Source organism: Streptomyces sp. cf386 (assembly GCF_900103585.1).
Classification (GTDB): domain Bacteria; phylum Actinomycetota; class Actinomycetes; order Streptomycetales; family Streptomycetaceae; genus Streptomyces.
Window position 1 is genome coordinate 87,202 of sequence record NZ_FNHV01000015.1, and the last position, 23,059, is coordinate 110,260.

Consider the following 23,059-nt stretch of genomic DNA (forward strand, 5'->3'; position numbering starts at 1 on the left):
GGTGTCCGCGCCCCGGGTGGTGTCGGACGGCGGGAGTTCCTGACTCATCCGGCCCTCGGTGGCCGGATTCACAGTGGCGGGACCGCGCCGGATTCGCACCGGGCTTCCTCCCCTGTCGCCGTCGTGGCGATGGCGGACCGGGTGATCCGCCGAGGACATCGTAAGGGTCCCGGAATCGGGAAAAGGCCGGAGGATACACCGGGTGTGATGGTAGGTATGCTCGCCGCCATGTCCACGGCTGACCTTCGTTCATCGTCCCAGGCCATAGCGGCCACACGGGACCGCGGTGACGCCTGCCCGGGGACTCTGCGGCTGCACGCGGCGGACGACGGCGCGCTGGCCCGTATCCGGGTTCCCGGCGGCGTGTTGACCGTGCCGCAGGCGGAGACGCTCGTCGATGTGGCGGAGCGGCTGGGCGACGGCGAGTTGCATCTGACCTCGCGCGGCAACGTGCAGCTGCGAGGGCTGGGCGACGGCTGCGGCGGCGAGCTGGCCGAACTGCTGGACGCCACCGGACTGCTGCCGTCCCGAGGGCACGAACGGGTCCGGAACATCGTCGCCTCACCCCTGTCCGGCCTCGACGGGCAGAGCCTGCTCGACGTACGGCCCTGGCTGACGGCCCTCGACGCGGCGCTGTGCGCGAGCGAGGCGGCGCAGGCACTGTCGGGACGCTTCCTGTTCGCGCTGGACGACGGGCGCGGGGACGTGGCCGGGCTCGGTGCCGACGTGACCGTACGGGCGACGGCGGACGGTGGCGCGGAACTCGGCCTCGGGTCGGGCGACGACGCGCTGCGGATCGCTGCCGAGGAGGCGCCGCGGGCCGCGCTGGTGGCCGCGGAGACGTTCCTGGACAGGGCACAGGGCGTGTGGCGCGTGGACGAACTCGCGCTCCCCGAGGGCGAGTTCGTCGATCTGGTCGCGCGCCGCCTCGCGGACGAGGGCATCGGTCACGAGCGGTGCGCCCGCAACCCCGGCCGTACGGACGGCCCGCCTCCCGGAGCCGTCGGCACCGGTCTGTCCGTGCATGTCCCCCTCGGTCGCCTCACCGGCCGTCAGTGGCGGGAGTTGATCGGCACCGCCGCCGATGAGATGCGCCTCACGCCGTGGAGCGGTGTGGTTCTTCCCACACCACGCGCGCAGGCCGTCGAGGCTCTTGCCCGTCTCGCCACCGCCGGCCTCGTCACCGATCCCGGCTCCTTGTGGCCGCGCATCGGTGCCTGCATCGGCCGGCCCGGATGCGCCAAGTCACGGGCCGACGTACAGGCCGACGCGACCGAGACCCGCGAGGCGGTCGGCCCGGGCGGTCTCCCCCTGTACTGGTCGGGGTGCGAACGCCGTTGCGGGCGCCCTCGGGGCGACCGGATCGACGTGGTCGCCGCCCCCGGAGGCGGCTACCTGCTCTCCACCGCCGTATCCGGCCAGGAACCCCGAACCACCACCATGGATCATCCCTTCCGACTCGCCGACGCCCTGGTGGCGATCACCGCATGAGCCGCATGAGCCGTATCGACACCGAGAGCAGTGAGAAGAACACCGTGACCACGTACGACTACGAGAAGGACGGCGCGGCCATCTACCGCCAGTCCTTCGCCACCATCCGGGCGGAGGCGGACCTCGCGTCCCTGCCCGCCGACGTCAGCCAGGTCGCGGTCCGGATGATCCATGCCTGCGGGATGGTCGACCTGGTGCGGGACCTGGACTACACGCCGGCCGTGGTGGCTCGCGCCCGCGAGGCACTGCGGGCCGGCGCGCCGATCTTCACCGACGTCCAGATGGTGGCCAGCGGTGTGACCCGCAAGCGACTCCCCGCCGACAACGACGTGCTGTGCACCCTCTCCGACCCGTCCGTCCCGGAGCTGGCGGCACAGCTCGGCACCACCCGCAGCGCCGCCGCCCTGGAACTGTGGCGGGACCGGCTGGAAGGCTCGGTCGTGGCCGTCGGCAACGCGCCCACCGCCCTGTTCCGGCTGCTGGAGATGATCGAGGAGGGGGCTCCGCGACCCGCCGCCGTCATCGGTGTGCCGGTCGGCTTCATCGGTGCCGCCGAGTCCAAGGACGCCCTGGCCGCCCATCCGTCCGGCCTGGAACACCTGGTCGTGCGCGGCCGGCGCGGGGGCAGTGCCCTCGCCGCCGCCGCGCTCAACGCGATCGCGAGTGAGGAAGAGTGAGCGGCAAGCTGTACGGGGTCGGGCTCGGCCCCGGTGACCCGTCCCTGATGACCGTACGGGCCGTCGAGGTCATCGCCGAGGCGGACGTCATCGCGTACCACAGCGCCCGGCACGGCCGGTCCATCGCCCGCTCGATCGCGGCGCGGCACATCCGCGCCGACCACATCGAGGAGCGGCTGGTCTATCCGGTCACCACGGAGACCACCGACCACCCCGGCGGCTACAAGGGCGCCATCGAGGAGTTCTACGCCGAGGCGTCGGCCCGGCTCGCCGAGCACCTCGACGCCGGGCGCACGGTCGCGGTCCTCGCGGAGGGCGATCCGCTCTTCTACGGCTCGTACATGCACATGCACAAGCGGCTCGCCGACCGCTACGACACCGAGGTCATCCCCGGTGTCACCTCCGTGTCCGCCGCCGCGGCCCGCCTGGGCACCCCGCTCGTCGAGGGCGAGGAGGTGCTGACCATCCTGCCGGGCACGCTGCCCGAGGAGGAGCTGACCGCACGGCTCGCCGCGACGGACGTGGCCGTGGTGATGAAGCTGGGGCGGACCTTCACCAAGGTGCGCGGCGCGTTCGAGAGTTCGGGGCGGCTGGGCGAGGCGCGGTACGTCGAGCGGGCCACCATGGCCGGGGAGCGGGTCGGCGAACTGGCGGACGTGGACCCGGAGTCGGTGCCGTACTTCTCGGTGGCCGTGCTGCCCAGCCAGGTCGACGCCGAGCGGCCCGAGGCCCGGGAGCGGGGCGAGGTCGTCGTGGTCGGCACCGGGCCCGCCGGTCCGTTGTGGCTGACGCCCGAGACGCGGGGTGCGCTCGCCGCCGCCGACGACCTCGTCGGCTACACCACCTACCTGGACCGGGTGCCGTCGCGTCCCGGGCAGGAGCGGCACGGCTCGGACAACCGGGTCGAGTCGGAGCGGGCCGAGTTCGCGCTCGATCTGGCCCGGCGGGGGCGGCGGGTCGCGGTCGTCTCCGGCGGTGACCCGGGCGTCTTCGCGATGGCGACGGCCGTCCTGGAGGTCGCCTCGCAGAAGGAGTACGCGGACATCCCAGTGCGGGTGCTGCCCGGCGTGACCGCGGCCAACGCGGCGGCGGCCCGCGCGGGCGCCCCGCTCGGGCACGACTACGCCACCCTCTCGCTCTCCGACCGGCTCAAGCCGTGGGAGGTCATCGCCGAACGGCTGCGCGCGGCCGCCTCGGCGGACCTGGTGCTGGCCCTCTACAACCCCGGTTCCCGCAGCCGCACCTGGCAGGTGGGCAAGGCCCGGGAGCTGCTGCTGGAGCACCGGTCGCCGGACACGCCGGTCGTGGTCGCGCGGGACGTGGGCGGCTCCGGGGAGCGCGTGCGGATCGTACGGCTGGCCGACCTGGATCCGGCCCAGGTCGACATGCGCACGATCCTGCTGGTCGGGTCCTCGCAGACGCAGGCCGTGCGGCGCGGGGACGGCGAGGAGATCGTCTGGACCCCTCGCCGGTATCCGGAGGCGTGAGGCGGCGGCGCGGGTCAGCTCTCCTCGGCCGAGGCCGCAGCCGCAGCCGGGGTGGCCTGCGCCAGGCCCGCCGTCCACTTCTCCTCGATGCGGGCCACCTTCCACACCACCAGGGCCACGGCCCAGGTGGCGAAGAACAGCCCGACGATGACGTAGCCGATGATGTTGAGGTCGAGACCGGACACCCAGTCCCAGAACGGGCCGTGCAGGTCCGCCTGTTCGGCGATCAGGCCGAGGATCTCGACCGTGCCGATGATGAGGGCGACGGCGACGGACAGGCCGGTGATGGTGAGGTTGTAGTAGACCTTGCGGACCGGCTTGGAGAACGCCCAGCCGTAGGCGAAGTTCATGAACGAGCCATCGATCGTGTCGAGCAGGGACATGCCGGCCGCGAACAGGATCGGCAGGCAGAGGATCGCGTACCAGGGCAGGCCGGAGGCGGCGCCCGAACCGGCGAGGACGAGCAGGGAGACCTCGGTCGCCGTGTCGAAGCCGAGGCCGAAGAGCATGCCCAGGGGGTACATCTGCCAGGGCTTGGTGATCGACTTCATCAGCCGGCCCAGGAGGCGGTTCATGAAGCCCCGGTTGTTGAGCTGCTCCTCCAGGGCGGCCTCGTCGAAGTGGCCGGTGCGCATCTGGCGGAAGACCTTCCAGATGCCCGCCATGATCACGATGTTGATGATCGCGATGACATAGAGGAAGGTCCCCGAGACCGTCGTACCGATCCAGCCGGTGACGCTGTGGAGCGTGGAGTCGTCGTTCTGGACCGGCCCGGACAGCGCCTTGACGCCGAGGGAGAGCAGGAAGGCGAGGGCGAAGACGATGGTCGAGTGCCCCAGGGAGAACCAGAAGCCGACCGACAGCGGGCGCTGTCCTTCGCTCATCAGCTTCCGGGTGGTGTTGTCGATCGCGGCGATGTGGTCGGCGTCGAACGCGTGCCGCATACCGAGGGTGTAGGCCGTGACACCGATGCCGATCCCGAAGGTCTTCTCCCCCAGGCTGTAGTGCTCCGGGGCGACGAGCACCACCAGTGTGAACCAGCCGATGACGTGCAGCGCGAGGATGAACGCGGCCATCCCGCCGAGGCTCGTCCACTCCTTGCGGGTCATCGAGGCGCGGGCGGAAGGAGGAGCGGTGGTCATGGAGACGTGGGCCTTACTTGTCGGCGATCGGCTGTTCTCAGTCGCGCCCTCAAGACTTCTGCGCACTCATTGCAGGTACAAGGTCGTAGCGGCAAAGCCCACGTCAGGTTTCAGCCAGCAGCCGGGAAAGTGCGCCGGTCCCTGATCCACCGGACCGCTTCTTCCGGCTCCCCCACCACCGGCACCCCTTCGGGAACCGGCGGCCGGCGGACCACGACCACCGGCAGACCGGCCTCCCGTGCGGCCGTGAGCTTCGGTGCCGTGGCGTCTCCCCCGCTGTCCTTCGTCACGACGACGTCGACGCGGTGGCGGCGCAGCAGTTCGCGCTCGCCGTCGAGGGTGAAGGGGCCGCGGTCGAGCAGCACCTCCATGCGGGGCGGGTGCGGGGCCTCGGGCGCGTCGACGGAACGGACGAGGAACCACAGGTCGTCCAGGGCGGCGAAGGCTGCCAGGCCCATGCGTCCGGTGGTGAGGAAAACGCGGTGGCCCAGGGTGGGCAGCAGCGTCGCGGCCTCCTCCAGGGAGCCGACCTCGCGCCAGTCGTCACCGGCTACCGGGACCCAGCCGGGGCGCCGGAGCGCGAGCAGGGGAACATGGGCGGTGGCGGCGGCCAGCGCCGCGTGGAAACTGATCGTCCCGGCGAAAGGATGGGTGGCGTCGATGAGCGCGTCCACCCGGTGCTCGCCGAGCCACGCGGTCAGCCCCTCCACACCGCCGAAGCCGCCGATCCGGACCTCGCCCGGGGGCAGTCGGGGGCTGGCCACGCGCCCGGCGAGGGAGCTGGTCAGGGTCAGGCCCGGGGTCCGGTGGAGCAGTTCGGCGAGGCGGCGGGCTTCCGTGGTCCCGCCAAGAATCAGTACGCGCATGGAAGTCCAGGTCCGTTCATGAACAGCGAAGTGAAGGGTGGCCGCAGGGCCCAGCTGGAGCACACCGGCCTGCGGCACGGGTGGACCACCGGCGCCTGTGCGACGGCGGCCACGACGGCCGCGTACACGGCGCTGCTGACCGGCGAGTTCCCCGACCCGGTGACGATCACGCTGCCGAAGGGGCAGACACCGTCGTTCGCGCTGGCGGCCGAGGAGCTGGGCGACGGGTCCGCGATGGCGGGCGTGGTGAAGGACGCGGGCGACGATCCGGACGTCACGCACGGCGCGCTGATCCGGGCCACGGTACGGCGGCTGCCCGCCGGGGCCGGGGTGGTCTTCAAGGCGGGGCCCGGGGTCGGCACCATCACCCGCCCCGGCCTGCCCCTGCCCGTCGGCGAACCGGCCGTGAATCCCGTCCCCCGCCGGATGATGCGCGACCACGTCGCCGAGGTCGCCGCCCGGCACGGCGGCACCGGCGACATCGAGATCACCGTCTCCGTCGACCACGGCGAGGAGATCGCCCGCTCCACCTGGAACCCCCGGCTCGGCATCCTGGGCGGCCTGTCCATCCTCGGCACGACCGGGATCGTGGTGCCGTACTCCTGCTCGGCGTGGATCGACTCCATCCGACGGGGCGTGGACGTGGCGCGGGCCGCGGGGCGTACGCATGTCGCCGGGTGCACGGGGTCGACGTCGGAGAAGACGGTCGTCGCCGAGTACGGCCTGCCCGAGGACGCCCTGCTCGACATGGGTGACTTCGCCGGCGCCGTGCTGAAGTACATCCGCCGCCACCCCGTCGACCGCCTGACGATCTGCGGCGGCTTCGCCAAGCTCTCCAAGCTCGCCGCCGGCCACCTCGACCTGCACTCCGCCCGCTCCCAGGTCGACAAGGGCTTCCTCGCCGACCTCGCCCGGCGCGGCGGCGCGAGCGAGGCGCTGGCCGCCGAGGTGACCGAGGCCAACACCGGGCTCGCCGCGCTCCAGCTGTGCATGGCCGCCGGGGTACCGCTCGGCGACCTGGTCGCCATCACCGCCCGCGACGAGGCGCTGGGGGTGCTGCGCGGGGCGCCGGTCGCGGTGGACGTCATCTGCATCGACCGGGCGGGGACGGTGGTGGGGCGCAGCACGGTGGCCTGACGGTCCATGTCCCGAGTCTCCGTCAGCAGACGTGCCGCTCGCGCTCCGTCGAGTACAGGTGGCTGTCCCGGAACTGCTCCGCCCCGAGCGTCCGCCCCACCATGATCACGGCCGTGCGCAGCACACCGGCCTCCTTGGTCTTCCCGGCGATCTCGTCGAGGGTGCCGCGGATGATCAGCTCGTCCGGGCGGGAGGCGTAGGCGACGACCGCGGCGGGGCAGTCGGCGCCGTAGTGCGGGAGGAGTTCGTCGACCACGCGGTCCACGTACCTGGCGGCCAGGTGCAGCACGATCAGCGCACCGCTCCGCCCGAGCGTGGCCAGGTCCTCGCCCTCGGGCATGGCGGTGGCCTGCTGGGCGATCCGGGTGAGGATGACGGTCTGGCCGACGGTCGGCACGGTCAGCTCCCGCTTCAGGGAAGCCGCCGCGGCAGCGAAGGCCGGGACACCCGGGACCACCTCGTACGGCACCCCGGCCGCGTCCAGCCTGCGCATCTGCTCGGCGACCGCGCTGAACACGGACGGGTCCCCGGAGTGCAGCCGCGCCACGTCGTGCCCCTCCTCGTGGGCGCGCACCAACTCGGCGGTGATCTCGTCCAGGTTGAGGTTCGCGGTGTCCACCAGGCGGGCGTCCGGCGGACACTCGGCCAGCAGCTCGCGCGGGACCAGGCTGCCCGCGTACAGGCAGACCTGGCAGGCGGCGAGCCTGCGGGCGCCGCGCACCGTGATCAGGTCGGCGGCACCGGGGCCGGCACCGATGAAGTACACGGTCATCTGTCTGCTCCCGAAGGGGTGTCGAGGGTTTTCTGTACGGCCCACTGGGTGACCGGCATCGCCTGCCGCCACCCGGTGAATCCGCCCACGGGCACGGCGTGCGCGACGGCGAGCCGCACCAGCTCGCCGCCGTGGCGCCGGTAGGCGTGCGCGAGCAGCGCCTCGGACTCCAGCGTCACGGTATTGGCCACGAGCCGTCCACCGACCGGCAGCGCCTCCCAGCAGGCGTCGAGGAGGCCGGGCGCGGTGAGTCCGCCGCCGATGAACACGGCGTCGGGCTGCGGGAGTTCGGCCAGGACGGCGGGCGCGGCACCGGTGACGACCCGCAGTCCGGGCACGCCGAGCCGGTCGGCGTTTCGGGTGATGCGTTCGGCGCGCACCGGGTCGCGCTCGACGGTGACCGCGCGGCACGACGGGTGGGTGCGCATCCACTCGATGGCGATCGAGCCCGATCCGCCGCCGATGTCCCAGAGCAGTTCGCCGGGGGTGGGCGCGAGCGCGCCGAGCGTGGCTGCGCGGATGTGCCGCTTGGTGAGCTGCCCGTCGTTCTCGTACGCCTCGTCGGGGAGGCCGGGCACGGCGCCGAGGCGAAGGGCGCCGGGGGCGCGTCGGCACTCGACGGCGACGATGTTGAGGGGGTCGCCGGCCGGCTGCGGGTCCGGCCAGTCGTCGGCGGTGGTCTCGGCGGTCGTACGTTCCTTCGCGCCGCCGAGTTGTTCCAGCACCCGCATCCCGCTCGGCCCGAAGCCGCGGTCCCGCAGCAGCGCGGCGACCTCGCCGGGCGTGCCGGCGTCCGCGCTGAGGACGAGGAGCCGTCGGCCGTCGTGCAGGGCGGCGGCGAGGCGGGCGGCGGGGCGGCCGACGAGGGTGACGACCTCGACGTCCTCCAGCGGCCAGCCGAGGCGGGCGGCGGCGTAGGAGACGGAGGAGGGGTGGGGCAGGACGCGCAGGGCGTTCGTTTCCTCGGCGAGGGCGCGTCCGATGCCGTAGAACATCGGGTCCCCGCTGGCCGGCACGGCGATCCGGCGGCCGGCGTGGGTCGCGAGCAGGGCGGGGACCGCGGGGCGCAGCGGTGAGGGCCAGGCGATCCGCTCTCCGGCGCACTGCGGGGGCAGGAGATCCAGCTGCCGCGGGCCGCCGATGAGGACCTCGGCCTCGCGGAGCGCGGCACGAGAGGTGTCGGGCAGGCCCGCCCAGCCGTCGGCCCCGATCCCGACGACGGTCACGGCGGTGGTGGTCGGTGCGGGACGTGCGGGGGTCACTGCCAGGTACCTCGGGTTTCGGGGGCAACGCTCGGGAGGGGCGACAGGGGCGCACTCTACTGGGCGACGACCAGCGCACTCTTGCTCGGGTACACATCCACCGGCTCTTATTGCACACTTCTTGCAATAGCTTTTCTAGCGCAGGAAGAGGTGGACATGGGCTATCGGATCGTGCTGGGCATCGAGTCGTCCTGTGACGAGACCGGCGCGGGACTGGTCCGGGACGGGCGGCTGCTGGGGCATGCGCTGGCGTCGAGCATGGACGAGCACGCCCGCTTCGGCGGGGTGGTGCCCGAGATCGCTTCCCGGGCGCACCTGCAAGCCCTGCGCCCGGTGGTCCGGCAGGCGCTGGACGAGGCCGGGCTGCGGCTGTCCGACATCGGCGCGGTCGCCGTCACCACCGGGCCGGGTCTGTCGGGTGCGCTCCAGGTGGGGCTGGCGGGGGCGAAGGGCATCGCGTACGCCCTCGGTGTCCCGCTGTACGGCGTCCACCACCTCGCCGGTCACGTCGCCGCCGACACCCTGGAACACGGGCCGCTGCCGAACCCCTGCATGGTGCTGATCGTCTCCGGCGGCCACACCTCGCTCCTCCTCGTCCGCGATCTGGTCCGCGATCCGATCGTCCACCTCGGGGACACCCTCGACGACGCCGCCGGGGAGTGCTTCGACAAGGTCGCGCGGGTCTTCGGGCTGCCGTATCCCGGCGGTCCGGCCGTCGACCGGGCGGCGCGCGTGGGAAATCCGGGCTCCGTCGCCTTCCCGCGCCCACTGCCGGGCTCGTACGACTTCTCCTTCTCGGGGCTCAAGACCGCCGCCGCCCGCTGGGCCGAGGGGCACTCGGGGCGGGAGCTCCCGGTGGCCGACGGCGCCGCCTCGCTCCAGGAGGCGATCGCGGACGTACTGACCCGCAAGGCCGTGGCCGCGTGTGCCGAGCACGGGGTCGGCACGCTGGTCGTGGTCGGCGGCGTGGCCGCGAACTCGCGGGTGCGGTCGCTGGCCGAGGAGCGGTGCCGGGCCGCCGGGATCGAGTTGCGCGTACCGCCGCTCGGGCTGTGCACGGACAACGGCGCGATGATCGCCGCGGTCGGCGACCTCCTCGTCCGGGCCTGGGCCGAACCGGCGCCCCTGAATGTGTCGATCGACCCGTCGGCACCTCTGGAGCACGCCGCGCTGCAACCGGGGGCGGCCCTGGCTGGTGTGGCCTGATGGACATCAGGATCTTCAGGAACGCCGAACTCCTCGCCCACACCACCACCCTGCGCTCCGTCTACGTCGACGCCTTCTGCGTCCCACCCTGGAACGAGGACGAGGAAAAGGCGGAGGAGTTCGCCGGACGGCTCCGGGTGAACGTACGGCGTCCCGGCTTCACCGCCGCGCTCGCCTTCGCCGGCGCGGAGGTCATCGGCTTCGCCACGGCCTGGACCACCCTCGCGCCCTTCCCCACCGACCGCTGCTACCCCCAGGCCGCCGCCGGTCTCGGCCCCGAGCGCACCGTCGACTGGCTGTGCGGCGCCCGCGAGACGGACGAACTCGCCGTCCGCGCCGACGCCCAGGGATCCGGCCTGGCCGCCGACCTCCTGGCAGCGGTCACCGAGGACGCCCCCAAAGGCCGCTCCTGGCTGCTGACCTCCGTCCGGTCGCCTCGCGCCCTGTCCTTCTACCACCGCCAGGGCTGGACCCAGGCCACCCACCCCTCCCCCGACGGCACGGGCATCGTCGTCTTCCTCGGCCCCCGTCACCCCGCCCGGCCCCTGGCCGCGCAACCCCGGTAAGCAACCGGAGCCCTAGGCTTTCGGCATGCGGATCGTCTCCCTGCTGCCCGCGGCCACCGACATCGTGGCCGAACTCGGCCTCGCCGACAGCCTTGTGGGGCGTACCCATGAGTGCGACTGGCCGCCGGGGCCGGTGCAGGGGGTTCCGGTGGTGACGGCCGCCGGGTTCGACGCGGACCGGATGAGCAGCCGGGAGATCTCCGAGGCGGTCGGCGGGGCGGCGCACCGCGGCTCCTCGCTCTACACGCTCGACACCGAGGCCCTGGCCGCGCTCGCCCCGGACGTCGTGCTCACCCAGGACCTGTGCGAGGTCTGCGCGGTGTCGTACGGGGCCGTGTCCCGGGCGGTGCGGGTGCTGGAGGGCGGCGGACCCCGGGTGCTGAGCCTGGAACCGCGCACGCTCGACGACGTACTGGACTGTCTGGTGCGGGTGGGTGAGGTGCTGGGGGTGTCGGGGACGGCGCGGGAGCGGTCTGCCGGGCTCCGGTCCCGGCTGGCCCGCGTGGAGTCGCTCGTCCTCTCCCGGCCGCGTCCCCGCGTGGTCGCGATCGAGTGGCTCGATCCGCTGTGGCCCGCCGGGCACTGGGTGCCGGAGCAGATCCGCGCCGCGGGCGGCGCACCGCTGCTGGCCGCCGCCGGCGAGCACACCAAGCCCATGGAGTGGGAGGCGGTGCGCGCCGCGCGCCCCGACGTCGTCCTTCTCCTGCCGTGCGGCTTCGCTCCGCAGCGCACCATGCGCGAGTGGGAGGGAGCGCTCACGGGTCTCCCCGGCTGGCGGGACCTTCCCGCGGTGCGGTCGGGCGAGGTGTGGGTGGTGGACGGACCGGCCTACTTCAACCGGCCGGGGCCGCGGGTGGTGCGCGGGGCGGAGGTGCTGGCGTACGTCCTGCACGGGGTGGTGGCCGGGGCACCGGTCACCGAGGGGGAGGCACGGCGCGTGGGCGGCGGCTGACCGGCTCGGGGGCACGCACGGCCCGTCACATCGCCGGATCCGCCACCGGATACGGCACGAAGGTGCTGCTGTTCTGGTCGATCCGCAGGGGGCGGTCGAGGGGCGGCACCGCGCGTTGGGGGCAGTCGAGGCGTTCACAGACGCGGCAGCCCATACCGATCGGTGTGGCGGCGGAGGCGTTGGCGAGATCGAGGCCGTCGGAGTAGACGAGGCGATGGGCGTGGCGGATCTCGCAGCCCAGCCCGATGGCGAAGGTCTTGCCGGGCTCGCCCCAGCCGCCGCGGTGCCGGGTGAGGGCGCGGGCCGTCCACAAGTACCGCTGCCCGTCCGGCATTTCGGCGATCTGGACATGGATCCGGCCGGGCGCCGCGAACGCCTCGTAGACGTTCCACAGCGGGCAGGTGCCGCCCGCCCGGGAGAAGTGGAACCCGGTGGCCGACTGCCGCTTGGACATGTTCCCGGCCCGGTCCACCCGGACGAAGGAGAAGGGCACACCGCGCAGCCGGGGCCGCTGCAGGGTGCTCAGGCGGTGGCAGACGGTCTCGTGGCCGAGGCTGTAGCGGTCGGTGAGGCGTTCGATGTCGTAGCGCACCTCCTCGGCCGCCGCGTGGAAGGCGGTGTACGGCAGGATCAGCGCGGCCGCGAAGTAGTTGGCGATGCCGATCCGGGCCAGGGCATGCGTGGGGGAACCGGGCGGGAAGTCCTCGCCGGCCTGGCGGTCGAGTTCGGCGCCGTATTCGAGCAGGGCGAGCTGGAGGGCCATCCGGAACGCCCGCTGTCCTGGGCGGAGTCGGGCGGACAGGTGGAGGGTGCGCGCCGCTTCGTCGTAGTGGTGCAGATGGTCGCCGGTGGCGACGGTCAGGCGGACGCCGTGGGCGTCGGCGAGTCTGGCCGTCAGGGCCTGGACGACCTCGCCGGGTCGGATGCCGATGTCCTCGGCGAGCTGTTCGGCGGCGAGGTCGGTGTCGTGCAGGTAGTTCTGGCGGCGGTAGAAGAAGTCCCGGATCTCCTCGTGGGGTGAGGACGCGGCACCCCGATCGCCGTCGCGGCCGTCCGCGGCCCCGGCGAGCCGCTCGGACAACCGCTGGTTGCGGCGGCCGAGGTCCAGCAGGACCTGGGCGACCTCGGGCATCCGGGAGGCGAGTTCGGCGAGGTCGGTCGGGGACACCCGCGCTTCGGTGATCTCGCCGGCGAGCGCCTCGCGCAGGTCCGCCAGCAGCCGGGCCGTGTCGCGCTCGGAGAAGAAGCCGGGGTCGACGCCGAAGGCCTCGGTCAGCTTCAGCAGGACCGGGACGGTGAGCGGGCGGGAGTCGTGCTCCATCTGGTTCAGATAGCTGGGCGAGATCCCGAGGACGCGGGCCAGCTCGGCCTGGCTCATCCGGCGCTCCTCGCGCAGCCGCCGCAGCCGCGCGCCCGCATAGATCTTGCTCACCGCTCTCCTCCCCGCCCCCAGGCCCGGGCATCGCCGATCCCCGCCCGTTGCCTCCGGGCATCGCCCGGGACGGTCGCCAGCGTACGCGAATCGAGGGCGCCGCGACCCTTCGCAACCTTGGCAAACGAGGGCGCGAAGATTCGCAGAAGTTGGCACGCGTCCACCCTTGATGGCACTCAGTGCCACTGCCAGAGTCTGAGTGCGGCCCGCCGAACCTCCGGCGGCCAGGCACTGGACCGGGCACGATTCACGCCCAGACGTCGGAGATCCCGGCATTAGCGCCGCGCTACCGGGCCGGCATTGCTCAGCTCCGCCCCACGGCAGGTAGGGCGGGCCGCATTCCAGTCGAAGACACACAGTGCCACCTCTCGCGGCGACGGCGTGAGGGTTGGCAGACCGCACAACCGAGGGAGACGGTGACACTCATGGCAGAGGCGAGGACACAGGCGGCCGAGGAGCTCGCGCGGCGCTGGGCCACCGACCCGCGCTGGCAGGGCATCGAGCGCACCTACACCGCCGAGGACGTCGTACGGCTCTCCGGCAGCGTCCGTGAGGAGCACACCCTGGCCCGGCGCGGCGCCGAGCGGCTGTGGCGCCAGTTGCACGAGCGGGACTACATCCACGCGCTCGGCGCGCTCACCGGCGGCCAGGCCGTCCAGCAGGTCAAGGCAGGCCTCCAGGCGATCTACCTGTCCGGCTGGCAGGTCGCCGCGGACGCCAATCAGGCCGGGCACACCTACCCCGACCAGAGCCTCTACCCGGCCAACTCCGTGCCCCAGGTGGTCCGTCGGATCAACAACGCCCTCCTGCGCGCCGACCAGATCGCCACCGCCGAGGGCGCGGGCGACACCACGGACTGGCTCGCGCCGATCGTCGCCGACGCCGAGGCCGGGTTCGGCGGCCCGCTGAACGCCTTCGAGCTGACCAAGGCGATGATCGCGGCGGGGGCCGCCGGCATCCACTACGAGGACCAGCTCGCCTCGGAGAAGAAGTGCGGTCACCTCGGCGGCAAGGTCCTGGTGCCGACCGCTCAGCACGTCCGCACCCTGAACGCGGCCCGGCTCGCGGCCGACATCGCCGATGTGCCGACGCTGGTCATCGCGCGTACGGACGCCCTCGCCGCCAACCTCATCACCAGTGATGTCGACGAGCGCGACGCCGAGTTCGTGACCGGGGAGCGGACCGCGGAGGGGTTCTACCGGGTGCGGAACGGGATGGCGCCGGTGATCGCCCGGGGCCTCGCGTACGCCCCCTACGCCGACCTCATCTGGGTCGAGACCGGTACGCCGGATCTCGCACAGGCGCGGGAGTTCGCCGAGGCGATCCACGCCGAGCACCCGGACCAGATGCTGGCGTACAACTGCTCGCCCTCCTTCAACTGGAAGGCCTCGCTGGACGACGACCAGATCGCCAAGTTCCAGCGGGAGTTGGGGGCGATGGGGTACCGGTTCCAGTTCATCACGCTGGCCGGGTTCCACTCCCTGAACCACGGCATGTTCGACCTTGCGCGTGGCTATGCCGAGCACGGGATGACCGCGTACGTCGATCTGCAGGAGCGGGAGTTCGCGGCGCAGCAGCACGGGTTCACTGCCGTCAGGCATCAGCGGGAGGTCGGTACCGGGTACTTCGATCTGGTCTCCACCGCCGTCAATCCTGCCTCTTCCACTACCGCGCTCTCCGGGTCCACCGAGGAAGAGCAGTTCCACTAAGTCCGGTTCGTCGTCTGCGGGTGCGTGGGGGCTGGTCGCGCCCACGCGGCGGAGCCGCATATCGATGCGGCCCCGCGCCCCTTGAGGGCGATGCCCTGAACGTTTCCAGTCAGGAGAGGCCGATGTCTACCACCGCACTGACCCACCACGTCCGCGTCCTCGCCGCTGCCGGGCACCGGCACGACGAGATTCTCACGCCCGCCGCTCTCGACTTCGTCGGCCGGCTGGCCGGTGCCTTCGAGGAGCGCCGTCGGGAACTTCTGAAGGAGCGTCGTCGGCAGGCCCTGCGGCTGGCGTCGGGCTCGCCGCTCGACTTCCCCATGGTCACCTCTGCCGTGCGCGCCGATCCGACCTGGCGGGTGGCGCCGCCCGCGCCCGGTCTGGCCGACCGGCGGGTGGAGATCACCGGGCCGCCCGAGCGTCGTATGACCGTCAACGCCCTCAACTCGGGCGCCCAGGTCTGGCTGGCGGACTTCGAGGATGCCACCGCGCCCACCTGGGACAACATCGTCTCCGGTCAGCTCAATCTGCTCGACGCGATCGAGCGCCGGATCGACTTCACCACTCCCGAGGGCAAGGAGTACCGCCTCGGGGACCGTGACCGGCTCGCCACCATCGTCGTCCGGCCCCGCGGGTGGCATCTCGACGAGGAGCATCTGGAGTTCGACGGGCGGCCGGTGCCCGCGGCCCTCGTGGACTTCGGGCTGTACTTCTTCCACTGCGCCCAGCGCCAGATCGACGCCGGGCGCGGCCCGTACTTCTATCTGCCCAAGCTGGAGAACCGGTACGAGGCCCGCCTGTGGAACGACATCTTCGTCGCCGCGCAGGAATTCCTCGGTATTCCGCGCGGCACGATCCGGGCCACCGTTCTCATCGAGACGATCACCGCGGCCTTCGAGATGGAGGAGATCCTCCACGAGCTGCGCGAGCACAGCTCCGGTCTCAACGCGGGCCGCTGGGACTACCTGTTCAGCCTGATCAAGACCTTCGGCCACCGCACCGACTTCCTGCTGCCGGACCGGGCGAAGGTCACCATGACCGCCCCCTTCATGCGGGCCTACACCGAACTCCTCGTGCGCACCTGCCACAAGCGGGGCGCCCACGCCATCGGCGGTATGGCCGCCCACGTGCCCGGCAAGGACCCGGCCGCGAACGAGGCCGCGCTCGCCAAGGTGCGCCTCGACAAGGAGCGGGAGGCGGAGGACGGATTCGACGGGTCGTGGGTGGCCCATCCGGGCCTGGTGTCCGTCTGCCGTGAGGTGTTCGACGGTGTCCTCGGCGGTCGGCCGCACCAGATCGACCGTACGCGCGACGACGTGGAGGTCGGCGCCGCCGACCTGCTGTCGGTGCGCCGGATCAGCGGGCCGCCGACCCCGGAGGGGGTGCGCGTCAACATCGCCGTCGCCCTGCGGTACTTCGCCGCCTGGCTGCGCGGACAGGGCGCGGTCGCGCTGTACGGCCTGATGGAGGACGCGGCCACCGCCGAGATCGCCCGGGTGCAGATCTGGCAGTGGCTGCGGCACCGGGTGATCGACCGGGAGGCGGTGCTGCGGCTGCTCGACGACGAGGTCGTGGCGCTGGGCGCCGAGTATCCGTGGGCGCCGGTCGACGAGATCCGCGCACTGTTCGAACGGACCGCGCTGGCGGGCGAGTTGCCGGGGTTCTTCACGCCGGACGCCTACAGCCGTCACCTCGTGCGGCGGACGGAGGCCGGGGCATGAGCGGGGGCATCAAGCGTGTCGGTGTGGTCGGCGGCGGGCAGATGGGGGCCGGGATCGCCGAAGTGTGCGCGCTGGCCGGGCTCGACACCATGGTGTGCGAGGTGGACGCGGTCGCGGCCCGCGCCGCCCGGGAACGGGTGACGGCGTCGCTCGACCGCGCGGTGCGGCGGGGCAAGCTGGAGCAGGCCGCCGCGCGGGACGCGCTCGCGCGGACGGTGTTCACCGGCAACCTGGAGGACCTGGCCGACCGGCAGCTCGTCGTCGAGGCCGTCGTGGAGAACCCGGACGCCAAGATCGAGGTGTTCACGGCGCTCGACAAGATCGTCGAGGATCCGGCGGCCGTGCTGACCACCAACACCTCCTCCCTGCCGGTCATGCGGCTCGGCAGGGCGACCGGCCGCGCGGACCGGGTCGTGGGCCTGCACTTCTTCAACCCCGTGCCCGTACTCCCGCTGGTGGAGGTCGTGACGTCCCTGCACACGTCGGCCGCGACGATCGCCACGGTCGAGGACTTCGCGACCGGCGCCCTCGGCAGGACCGTGATCCGTTCCCAGGACCGGGCGGGCTTCGTCGTCAACGCGCTGCTCGTCCCCTACCTGCTGTCCGCGATCCGTATGGCGGAGTCCGGCTTCGCCACCGCAGCCGACATCGACACCGGCATGGAACTGGGCTGCGCCCACCCCATGGGCCCGCTGAAGCTCGCGGATCTGATCGGTCTCGACACCGTCGCCTCGATCGCCGAGTCGCTCTACGACGAGTTCAAGGAACCCCTCTACGCTCCTCCCCCGCTGCTTCAGCGGATGGTGGAGGCGGGGCTGCTGGGCCGTAAGAGCGGCCGGGGGTTCCATGGGTACGGCCGGGTAGGCTGATCCGTGCAGCTGGTTCGCCCCGTCCTCCCCCATAGCCCGAAAGGCATGGGGGGACCCCCATGGCGGGATGCGTCGTAAGAGGGAACCCGGTGGGAATCCGGGACTGCCCCGCAGCGGTGAGCGGGAACGACCGCCGTCATACGCACTGGGTCCGACGTACCGGGCCTGGGAAGCGACGGCCAGTAGGTGTCCTCCGGTCAGGAGGGCGTGCCCGCGAGTCCGAAGACCTGCCAACTGCCCGCGCGCGAACCACTCGTGCGCGGACATCCCGGTGACCTCGAGGGCGGGTCGGCGTACACGACCGAACGGACGGCCATACGGCCGCTGCCGTCCGGTCCGTCGCCCCTTCGCGTTCTCGTCCCGTCTCCGGGATCTCAGGGATTCATCTCGCGAAGGAGATCTCCGTGACCACCAAGTCCGCAGCCGCGGCAGCACGAGCGACCGTGTACGGCTACCCGCGTCAGGGCCCGAACCGGGAGCTGAAGAAGGCGATCGAGGGCTACTGGAAGGGCCGGGTCGACGCCGAGGCCCTGCGCTCCACCGCCGCCGACCTGCGCGCCTCGCACTGGCGGCAGCTCGCCGAGGCCGGCATCCACGAGGTGCCGACCGGTGACTTCTCGTACTACGACCACGTCCTGGACACCACCGTCGCCCTCGGTGCGATCCCCGCCCGCCACCGCGCCGCCGTCGAGGCCGACGCCCTGGACGGCTACTTCGCCATGGCGCGCGGCACGCAGGACATCGCGCCGCTGGAAATGACCAAGTGGTTCGACACCAACTACCACTACCTGGTGCCCGAGTTGGGCCCGGACACCGTCTTCACGGCCGACTCGGCCAAGCAGGTCGCCGAGCTGAAGGAGTCCCTGGCGCTGGGCCTGACCGCCCGGCCCGTGCTGGTCGGCCCGGTCACCTACCTTCTGCTCGCCAAGCCCGCGCCCGGGGTCGCCGCGGACTTCGAGCCGCTCACCCTGCTGGACCGGCTGCTGCCGGTGTACGCGGAGATCCTGGCCGACCTGCGCGCGGCCGGCGCCGACTGGGTCCAGCTGGACGAGCCCGCCCTCGTCCAGGACCGCACCCCGGCCGAACTGAACGCCGCCGAGCGGGCCTACCGCGACCTCGGCGCCCTCACCGACCGGCCGAAGCTGCTCGTCGCCTCGTACTTCGACCGGCTCGGCGACGCCCTGCCGGTGCTGGCCAAGGCGCCGGTCGAGGGGCTCGCGCTGGACTTCACGGAGGCCGCCGCCGCCAACCTGGACGCGCTCGCCGCCGTCGGCGGGCTGCCCGGCAAGCGCCTGGTCGCCGGTGTCGTCAACGGCCGCAACATCTGGGTCAACGACCTGTCGAAGTCCCTCGCCACCCTCGGCACCCTGCTCGGCCTGGCCGACCGGGTCGACGTGTCGGCCTCCTGCTCGCTGCTGCACGTGCCGCTCGACGCGTCCGCCGAGCGGGACATCGAACCGCAGATCCTGCGCTGGCTGGCCTTCGCGAGGCAGAAGACCGCCGAGATCGTCACCCTCGCGCGCGGCCTCGCCCAGGGCACCGACACCATCACCGCCGAACTCGCCGCGAACCGCGCCGACCTGGCCTCCCGCGCCGGTTCCCCGATCACCCACGACCCGGCCGTCCGGTCCCGGGCGGCGGCCGTCACGGACACGGACGCCCGCCGCTCCCAGCCGTACGCCGAACGGGCCGCCGCCCAACGCGCCCACCTCGGGCTGCCGTTGCTGCCGACCACCACCATCGGCTCCTTCCCGCAGACCGGCGAACTGCGCACCGCGCGCGCCGATCTCCGCGCGGGCCGCATCGACACCGCCGGCTACGAGGAGCGCATCAAGGCGGAGATCCAGGAGGTCGTCTCCTTCCAGGAGAAGACCGGCATCGACGTCCTGGTGCACGGCGAGCCCGAACGCAACGACATGGTCCAGTACTTCGCGGAGCAGCTCACCGGCTACCTCGCCACCCAGCACGGCTGGGTGCAGTCCTACGGCACCCGCTACGTCCGCCCGCCGATCCTGGCCGGCGATATCTCCCGCCCCGCACCGATGACGGTGCGCTGGACGTCGTACGCCCAGTCCCTCACCTCCCGCCCGGTCAAGGGCATGCTCACCGGACCGGTCACCATGCTGGCCTGGTCCTTCGTCCGCGACGACCAGCCGCTCGGCGAGACGGCCCGCCAGGTCGCCCTGGCCCTGCGCGACGAGGTGGACGACCTTGAGGCGGCCGGGACTTCGGTCATCCAGGTCGACGAACCCGCCCTGCGCGAAACGCTCCCGCTGCGCGCCGCCGACCGTCCCGCCTACCTGGCGTGGGCCACGGAAGGCTTCCGGCTCAGCACGAGCGGAGTGCGGCCGGACACCCAGATCCACACCCACATGTGCTACGCCGAGTTCGGCGACATCGTCCAGGCCATCGACGACCTCGACGCCGATGTCATCAGCCTGGAGGCCGCCCGCTCGCACATGCAGGTGGCCCGGGAGCTGGCCACGCACGGCTACCCGCGGGAGGCGGGGCCGGGTGTCTACGACATCCACTCGCCGCGGGTGCCGAGCACGCAGGAGGCGGCGGAACTCCTGCGCACCGGACTGAAGGCCATCCCCGTCGAACGGCTGTGGGTCAACCCCGACTGCGGCCTGAAGACCCGCGGCTGGCCGGAGACCCGCGCCTCACTGGAGCACCTGGTCGCCGCCGCCCGCACGGTGCGTGAGGAGATCGCGGGGCCCTCCGCGCACTGACGCCTTGTTCGCCACTTCCGCCGACCTGTCGGCTCCAGCGGTGTGATGATCGAACATGTGATCAGCAAGGGGACCGGACCGGCCGGACGCGGTACATGGATCGGGATAGCGGCGGCAGCGCTTCCGCTGTACCTGACGATGATCGCCGCCTCGGCCGGCGCCCTGGTCGACACCGCACTGCTCGGCAACCACTCCACCGCCGTGCTCGCCGCCTTCGCGGTGAGCACGGCGGTGTTCAGCCCGGCCACCGCCACGGTGGCGGGCGCGCTGCGCGGTGTGATGCCGTTCGTCACGCCGCGCAAGGAAGATCCCGACCGGCTCCTGCCCGTGGTGCGCAGCGGGACGTGGCTCGCGATCGCCGTCGGTGCCCTCGCCGCGGCGGCGGTCGCGTCCGTTCCTCTGATCGGCCGGGCGACCGGCGTTCCCCGCACCACTCTCGACCAGTTGGGGAGCTTCCCCTTGCTGCTGGCCGGGAGCGTGCTCGCCATCGCGGTCAGCTCGTCGACCACGTCCGTCCTGGTCGCACTGGGCCACTCAAAGCTGGTGATGCGGGCCGGGCTGCTCGGCACCGCCGCGTCGACCGCGCTGTCCGTCCTCCTCGTGGGTGGCCCCGGCCCTCTGCCGAGTCACGGCCTGACCGGGGCAGGCGTCGCCATGCTCGCCTCCAGCGTGATCAGCGCCTGCGTCAACCAGGTGGCCCTGCGCCGCTCCACGGTGCTGGCCGGCCGCTCCCTGTGTCCGGGCAGGCCGGATGTGAAGCAGGTCTGGCAGTTGGGCTCCGTGGGGATTCCGCTCGCCGGCACGGTCCTGGTCAAGTTCGCGGTCCTGGGCGTACTGACCTTCGCCGCGGCCAGGATCGGGACGGACGGCGCCGCGGTGCACAGCGTCGGAATCTCGCTGGTCAACCTCATCTTCACGGCTGCGGTGGCGGTCGGCCAGGCCACCGTCCCGCTGGTCTCCGAGCACGCGGAGGAGCACGACACCGCACGCATCCGTCGCAGCGTCCGGGCAGGGACGTGGCTGGCGCTGGCCGTTGTGGGGTTCATCGCATCAGTGATGGTTCTCCTCGGACCGTGGATCATTCCGCTGTTCACCGGGGATGCCGAGGTGCGGCCGCAGATCACGGACCTGCTGCCCCTGGTCCTGGCCGTGGTCGTCACCGACGCGCTGCAGGCGGTCGTCGGGTTCGGACTCATCGGCCTCAAACGCACGGTGCCGAGTTTCGTGTCGACGTCGATCTGCTACGGAGTCCTGGCCGCTGTCGCCGCCCCGATCGCCACCGCCGGGGGTGTTGCCGCCCTGTGGACGGCTCTCGCCGTCGCCAACTTCCTCCAAGCGGTGGGCAAGGCGTACTCCTTCCACCGGCACAGCGCCTTCGCCGAGGACCGCGAGGAGGTGCCGGCCGTCACCTGGCCCGGCCGGTAGTCGCGGTTGGCCGGGACGGTCGGGACGGTCTTCCTGCCCATGGCCTCCCGCAGAGGACGCGCCTCGGTGAAGTCGGCCTCACCCCGGCCGGCCGTGAAGATCAGCGTGGTGGCCTCGGCGCCGACGACCCCGCCGGCGATCTCGCGCCCCGCGGCACCAGATTGGCGGCCATCGGACCGCCCATTGCCCGAGTCCGATGAACGCGACGGTCGTACTCACCAGGCCACCTCTTCGGCGCCGTCGGGTCCGGCGAGCCCGAGTTCGCGCTCGCCGAGGGACGTGAAGAAGCGCTCCACGTCGGCGCCGGTGACCTCGGCGAGGGTGGCCGGTGACCAGCGCGGATTGCGGTCCTTGTCGATGACCTGGGCGCGGATGCCCTCGACCAGGTCGGGCGCGGTCAGGGCCGCGCAGGAGACGCGGTACTCCTGCTCCAGCACCCGCTCCAGCGAGCCGAGCCGACGGGCGCGGCGCAGGGCGGCCAGGGTGACCTTGAGCGAGGTGGGCGACTTGGCCAGCAGGGTCTCGGCGGTCTCCTTCGCCGCCGGGTCGCCTTGGGCGAGCAGCCGCCCGATGATCTCCTCGACCGTGTCGGAGGCGAAGCAGGAGTCGATCCACTCCCGCCGCCCGGCCAACTCCCCCTCCGGGGCGGGCCGCACATGACGATCCAGGGCTTGTCGTACGGGCAGGTCGGCGAGGTCGTCGACGAAGTGCCGGAGCGAGGTGGACGGCAGGTAGTGGTCGGCGAGCCCGCACAGCACGGAGTCCCCGGCGCCGATCTGCGCGCCCGTCAGGGCGAGGTGGGTGCCGAGTTCGCCCGGGGCGAGGGCGAGCAGATGGGTGCCGCCGACATCGGGGACGAAGCCGATGCCGGTCTCGGGCATGGCGACCCTCGACCGCTCGGTGACGATCCGAACGCTGCCGTGCGCGGAGACACCGACGCCGCCGCCCATGACTATGCCGTCCATGAGGGCGACGTACGGCTTGGGAAAGCGGGCGATACGGGCGTTGAGGTGGTACTCGTCGCGCCAGAACGCGGCGGAGGCGGTGCCGTCCCCGTCGCGCGCGTCGTCGTGGATGGCCCGGATGTCACCGCCCGCGCACAGGCCGCGCTCCCCCGCGCCACTGATGACGACGGTCTCGACGGCCGGGTCGTGCTCCCAGCCCGTCAATGCCTCATCGATGCGGCGCACCATCGCGTGGGTGAGGGCGTTGAGGGCCTTCGGCCGGTTGAGGGTGATGTGGGCGGCCCGACCCGCCCTGGCGAACAGGACGTCGGTCATCCGAGTGCCTCCGTCGGGCCGTGGGCCACGATGACGCGCATGATCTCGTCGGTTCCTTCCAGGATCTGGTGAACGCACAGGTCACCGACGATCTTCTCAATGCCGTCTCGCTGAGACAGCCGTGGCCCCCGTGGAGTTGGAGGGCGCGGTCGGCCACCGAGTAGCCCGTGTCGGTGGCGAGCCGCTTCGCCATCGCGGACGAGGGCACGGCGGCGGCGAGTTCGGTAGCCATGTCGGCCGGCCGGAAGCGCAGGACCGGGGCCAACTGGAGCGCCGGTCGCATCCACGCCACCGCCATGTGCAGGAACTACTGCATCTCACCGACGCCGACCG

Annotated in this window: 18 protein-coding genes, 1 pseudogene and 2 riboswitches; of the genes and pseudogenes, 12 read left to right on the forward strand and 7 right to left on the reverse strand. The window is 72.4% G+C overall.

The window, feature by feature from the left end:
- Positions 1–27 precede the first annotated feature (27 nt).
- Positions 28–140: riboswitch (cobalamin riboswitch) on the reverse strand.
- 76 nt (positions 141–216) lie between these two features.
- From cobG to BLU79_RS33015, 3 genes are read left to right on the forward strand one after another with little or no spacing between them, the layout of a single operon-like run.
- Complete coding sequence (gene cobG / locus BLU79_RS33005) at positions 217–1,491, forward strand: precorrin-3B synthase (RefSeq protein ID WP_177001280.1); 1,275 nt, start codon at positions 217–219, stop codon at positions 1,489–1,491.
- Positions 1,492–1,496: 5 nt separating this feature from the next.
- The gene (locus BLU79_RS33010) at positions 1,497–2,168 is read left to right on the forward strand and encodes a precorrin-8X methylmutase (protein ID WP_177001279.1); all 672 of its coding nucleotides are present in this window, start codon (positions 1,497–1,499) and stop codon (positions 2,166–2,168) included.
- A complete protein-coding gene (locus tag BLU79_RS33015) occupies positions 2,165–3,655 on the forward strand; it encodes a precorrin-2 C(20)-methyltransferase (protein ID WP_093909655.1) in 1,491 nt (496 codons plus the stop codon). The genes BLU79_RS33010 and BLU79_RS33015 overlap by 4 nt, the downstream gene beginning before the upstream one ends.
- 14 nt (positions 3,656–3,669) lie before the next feature.
- Here the strand turns inward: BLU79_RS33015 and BLU79_RS33020 are convergent, their stop codons facing one another.
- On the reverse strand, positions 3,670–4,797 hold the full coding sequence (locus BLU79_RS33020) for a Nickel transporter NicT (RefSeq protein WP_256333543.1): 1,128 nt from the start codon (positions 4,795–4,797) through the stop codon (positions 3,670–3,672).
- A 110-nt stretch (positions 4,798–4,907) separates the two neighbouring features.
- On the reverse strand, positions 4,908–5,663 hold the full coding sequence (locus BLU79_RS33025) for a cobalt-precorrin-6A reductase (protein ID WP_093909657.1): 756 nt from the start codon (positions 5,661–5,663) through the stop codon (positions 4,908–4,910).
- Between the two features lie 18 nt (positions 5,664–5,681).
- Between BLU79_RS33025 and BLU79_RS33030 the strand changes: the two genes are divergently transcribed.
- Complete coding sequence (locus BLU79_RS33030) at positions 5,682–6,800, forward strand: cobalt-precorrin-5B (C(1))-methyltransferase (protein ID WP_093909658.1); 1,119 nt, start codon at positions 5,682–5,684, stop codon at positions 6,798–6,800.
- A gap of 22 nt (positions 6,801–6,822) precedes the next feature.
- On the opposite strand, the gene cobM is transcribed toward BLU79_RS33030, so the two are convergent.
- Positions 6,823–7,572 carry a precorrin-4 C(11)-methyltransferase gene (gene cobM / locus BLU79_RS33035; protein WP_093909659.1) on the reverse strand — a complete coding sequence of 250 codons (750 nt, stop codon included), beginning with the start codon at positions 7,570–7,572 and terminating at the stop codon, positions 6,823–6,825.
- The gene (cbiE, locus tag BLU79_RS33040) at positions 7,569–8,834 is read right to left on the reverse strand and encodes a precorrin-6y C5,15-methyltransferase (decarboxylating) subunit CbiE (RefSeq protein WP_093909660.1); all 1,266 of its coding nucleotides are present in this window, start codon (positions 8,832–8,834) and stop codon (positions 7,569–7,571) included. The genes cobM and cbiE overlap by 4 nt, the downstream gene beginning before the upstream one ends.
- Before the next feature lie 156 nt (positions 8,835–8,990).
- On the opposite strand from cbiE, the gene tsaD reads away from it, so the two are divergent.
- The 3 genes from tsaD to BLU79_RS33055 are packed head-to-tail and all read left to right on the forward strand — an operon-like array spanning position 8,991 to position 11,558.
- Positions 8,991–10,040, forward strand: a complete 1,050-nt coding sequence (gene tsaD, locus BLU79_RS33045; RefSeq protein ID WP_093909661.1) for a tRNA (adenosine(37)-N6)-threonylcarbamoyltransferase complex transferase subunit TsaD — start codon at positions 8,991–8,993, stop codon at positions 10,038–10,040.
- Complete coding sequence (locus tag BLU79_RS33050) at positions 10,040–10,606, forward strand: GNAT family N-acetyltransferase (protein ID WP_093909662.1); 567 nt, start codon at positions 10,040–10,042, stop codon at positions 10,604–10,606. The genes tsaD and BLU79_RS33050 overlap by 1 nt, the downstream gene beginning before the upstream one ends.
- A gap of 25 nt (positions 10,607–10,631) precedes the next feature.
- Positions 10,632–11,558 (forward strand): cobalamin-binding protein, encoded by a 927-nt coding sequence (locus BLU79_RS33055; RefSeq protein ID WP_093909663.1) that lies wholly within the window; start codon positions 10,632–10,634, stop codon positions 11,556–11,558.
- A gap of 25 nt (positions 11,559–11,583) precedes the next feature.
- Here the strand turns inward: BLU79_RS33055 and BLU79_RS33060 are convergent, their stop codons facing one another.
- Positions 11,584–12,990: a short-chain fatty acyl-CoA regulator family protein gene (locus BLU79_RS33060; protein ID WP_093909664.1), complete on the reverse strand. Its 1,407-nt coding sequence runs from the start codon at positions 12,988–12,990 to the stop codon at positions 11,584–11,586.
- A gap of 425 nt (positions 12,991–13,415) precedes the next feature.
- On the opposite strand from BLU79_RS33060, the gene aceA reads away from it, so the two are divergent.
- From aceA to BLU79_RS33085, 5 genes are all read left to right on the forward strand, one after another.
- Complete coding sequence (gene aceA / locus BLU79_RS33065; RefSeq protein WP_093909665.1) at positions 13,416–14,699, forward strand: isocitrate lyase; 1,284 nt, start codon at positions 13,416–13,418, stop codon at positions 14,697–14,699.
- Between the two features lie 122 nt (positions 14,700–14,821).
- Positions 14,822–16,420 carry a malate synthase A gene (gene aceB, locus BLU79_RS33070; RefSeq protein ID WP_093909666.1) on the forward strand — a complete coding sequence of 533 codons (1,599 nt, stop codon included), beginning with the start codon at positions 14,822–14,824 and terminating at the stop codon, positions 16,418–16,420.
- Entirely contained in the window at positions 16,417–17,289 is an 873-nt protein-coding gene (locus BLU79_RS33075; protein WP_093909667.1) for a 3-hydroxybutyryl-CoA dehydrogenase, read from the forward strand. Before aceB ends, BLU79_RS33075 begins: the two co-directional genes overlap by 4 nt.
- Positions 17,290–17,364: 75 nt before the next feature.
- Positions 17,365–17,518, forward strand: a riboswitch (cobalamin riboswitch).
- A gap of 175 nt (positions 17,519–17,693) precedes the next feature.
- Positions 17,694–20,021, forward strand: coding sequence for a 5-methyltetrahydropteroyltriglutamate--homocysteine S-methyltransferase (gene metE / locus BLU79_RS33080; RefSeq protein WP_093909668.1), 2,328 nt, complete (start codon positions 17,694–17,696; stop codon positions 20,019–20,021).
- A gap of 57 nt (positions 20,022–20,078) precedes the next feature.
- Positions 20,079–21,446, forward strand: coding sequence for an MATE family efflux transporter (locus tag BLU79_RS33085; protein ID WP_256333544.1), 1,368 nt, complete (start codon positions 20,079–20,081; stop codon positions 21,444–21,446).
- A 215-nt stretch (positions 21,447–21,661) separates the two neighbouring features.
- On the opposite strand, the gene BLU79_RS33090 is transcribed toward BLU79_RS33085, so the two are convergent.
- Both BLU79_RS33090 and BLU79_RS33095 read right to left on the reverse strand, forming a co-directional pair.
- A complete protein-coding gene (locus BLU79_RS33090; RefSeq protein WP_093909669.1) occupies positions 21,662–22,726 on the reverse strand; it encodes an enoyl-CoA hydratase/isomerase family protein in 1,065 nt (354 codons plus the stop codon).
- Positions 22,723–22,988 (reverse strand): annotated as a pseudogene (locus tag BLU79_RS33095) (acyl-CoA dehydrogenase family protein); the annotation flags it as partial. The gene BLU79_RS33090 and the pseudogene BLU79_RS33095, both read right to left, overlap by 4 nt.
- Positions 22,989–23,059 lie beyond the last annotated feature (71 nt).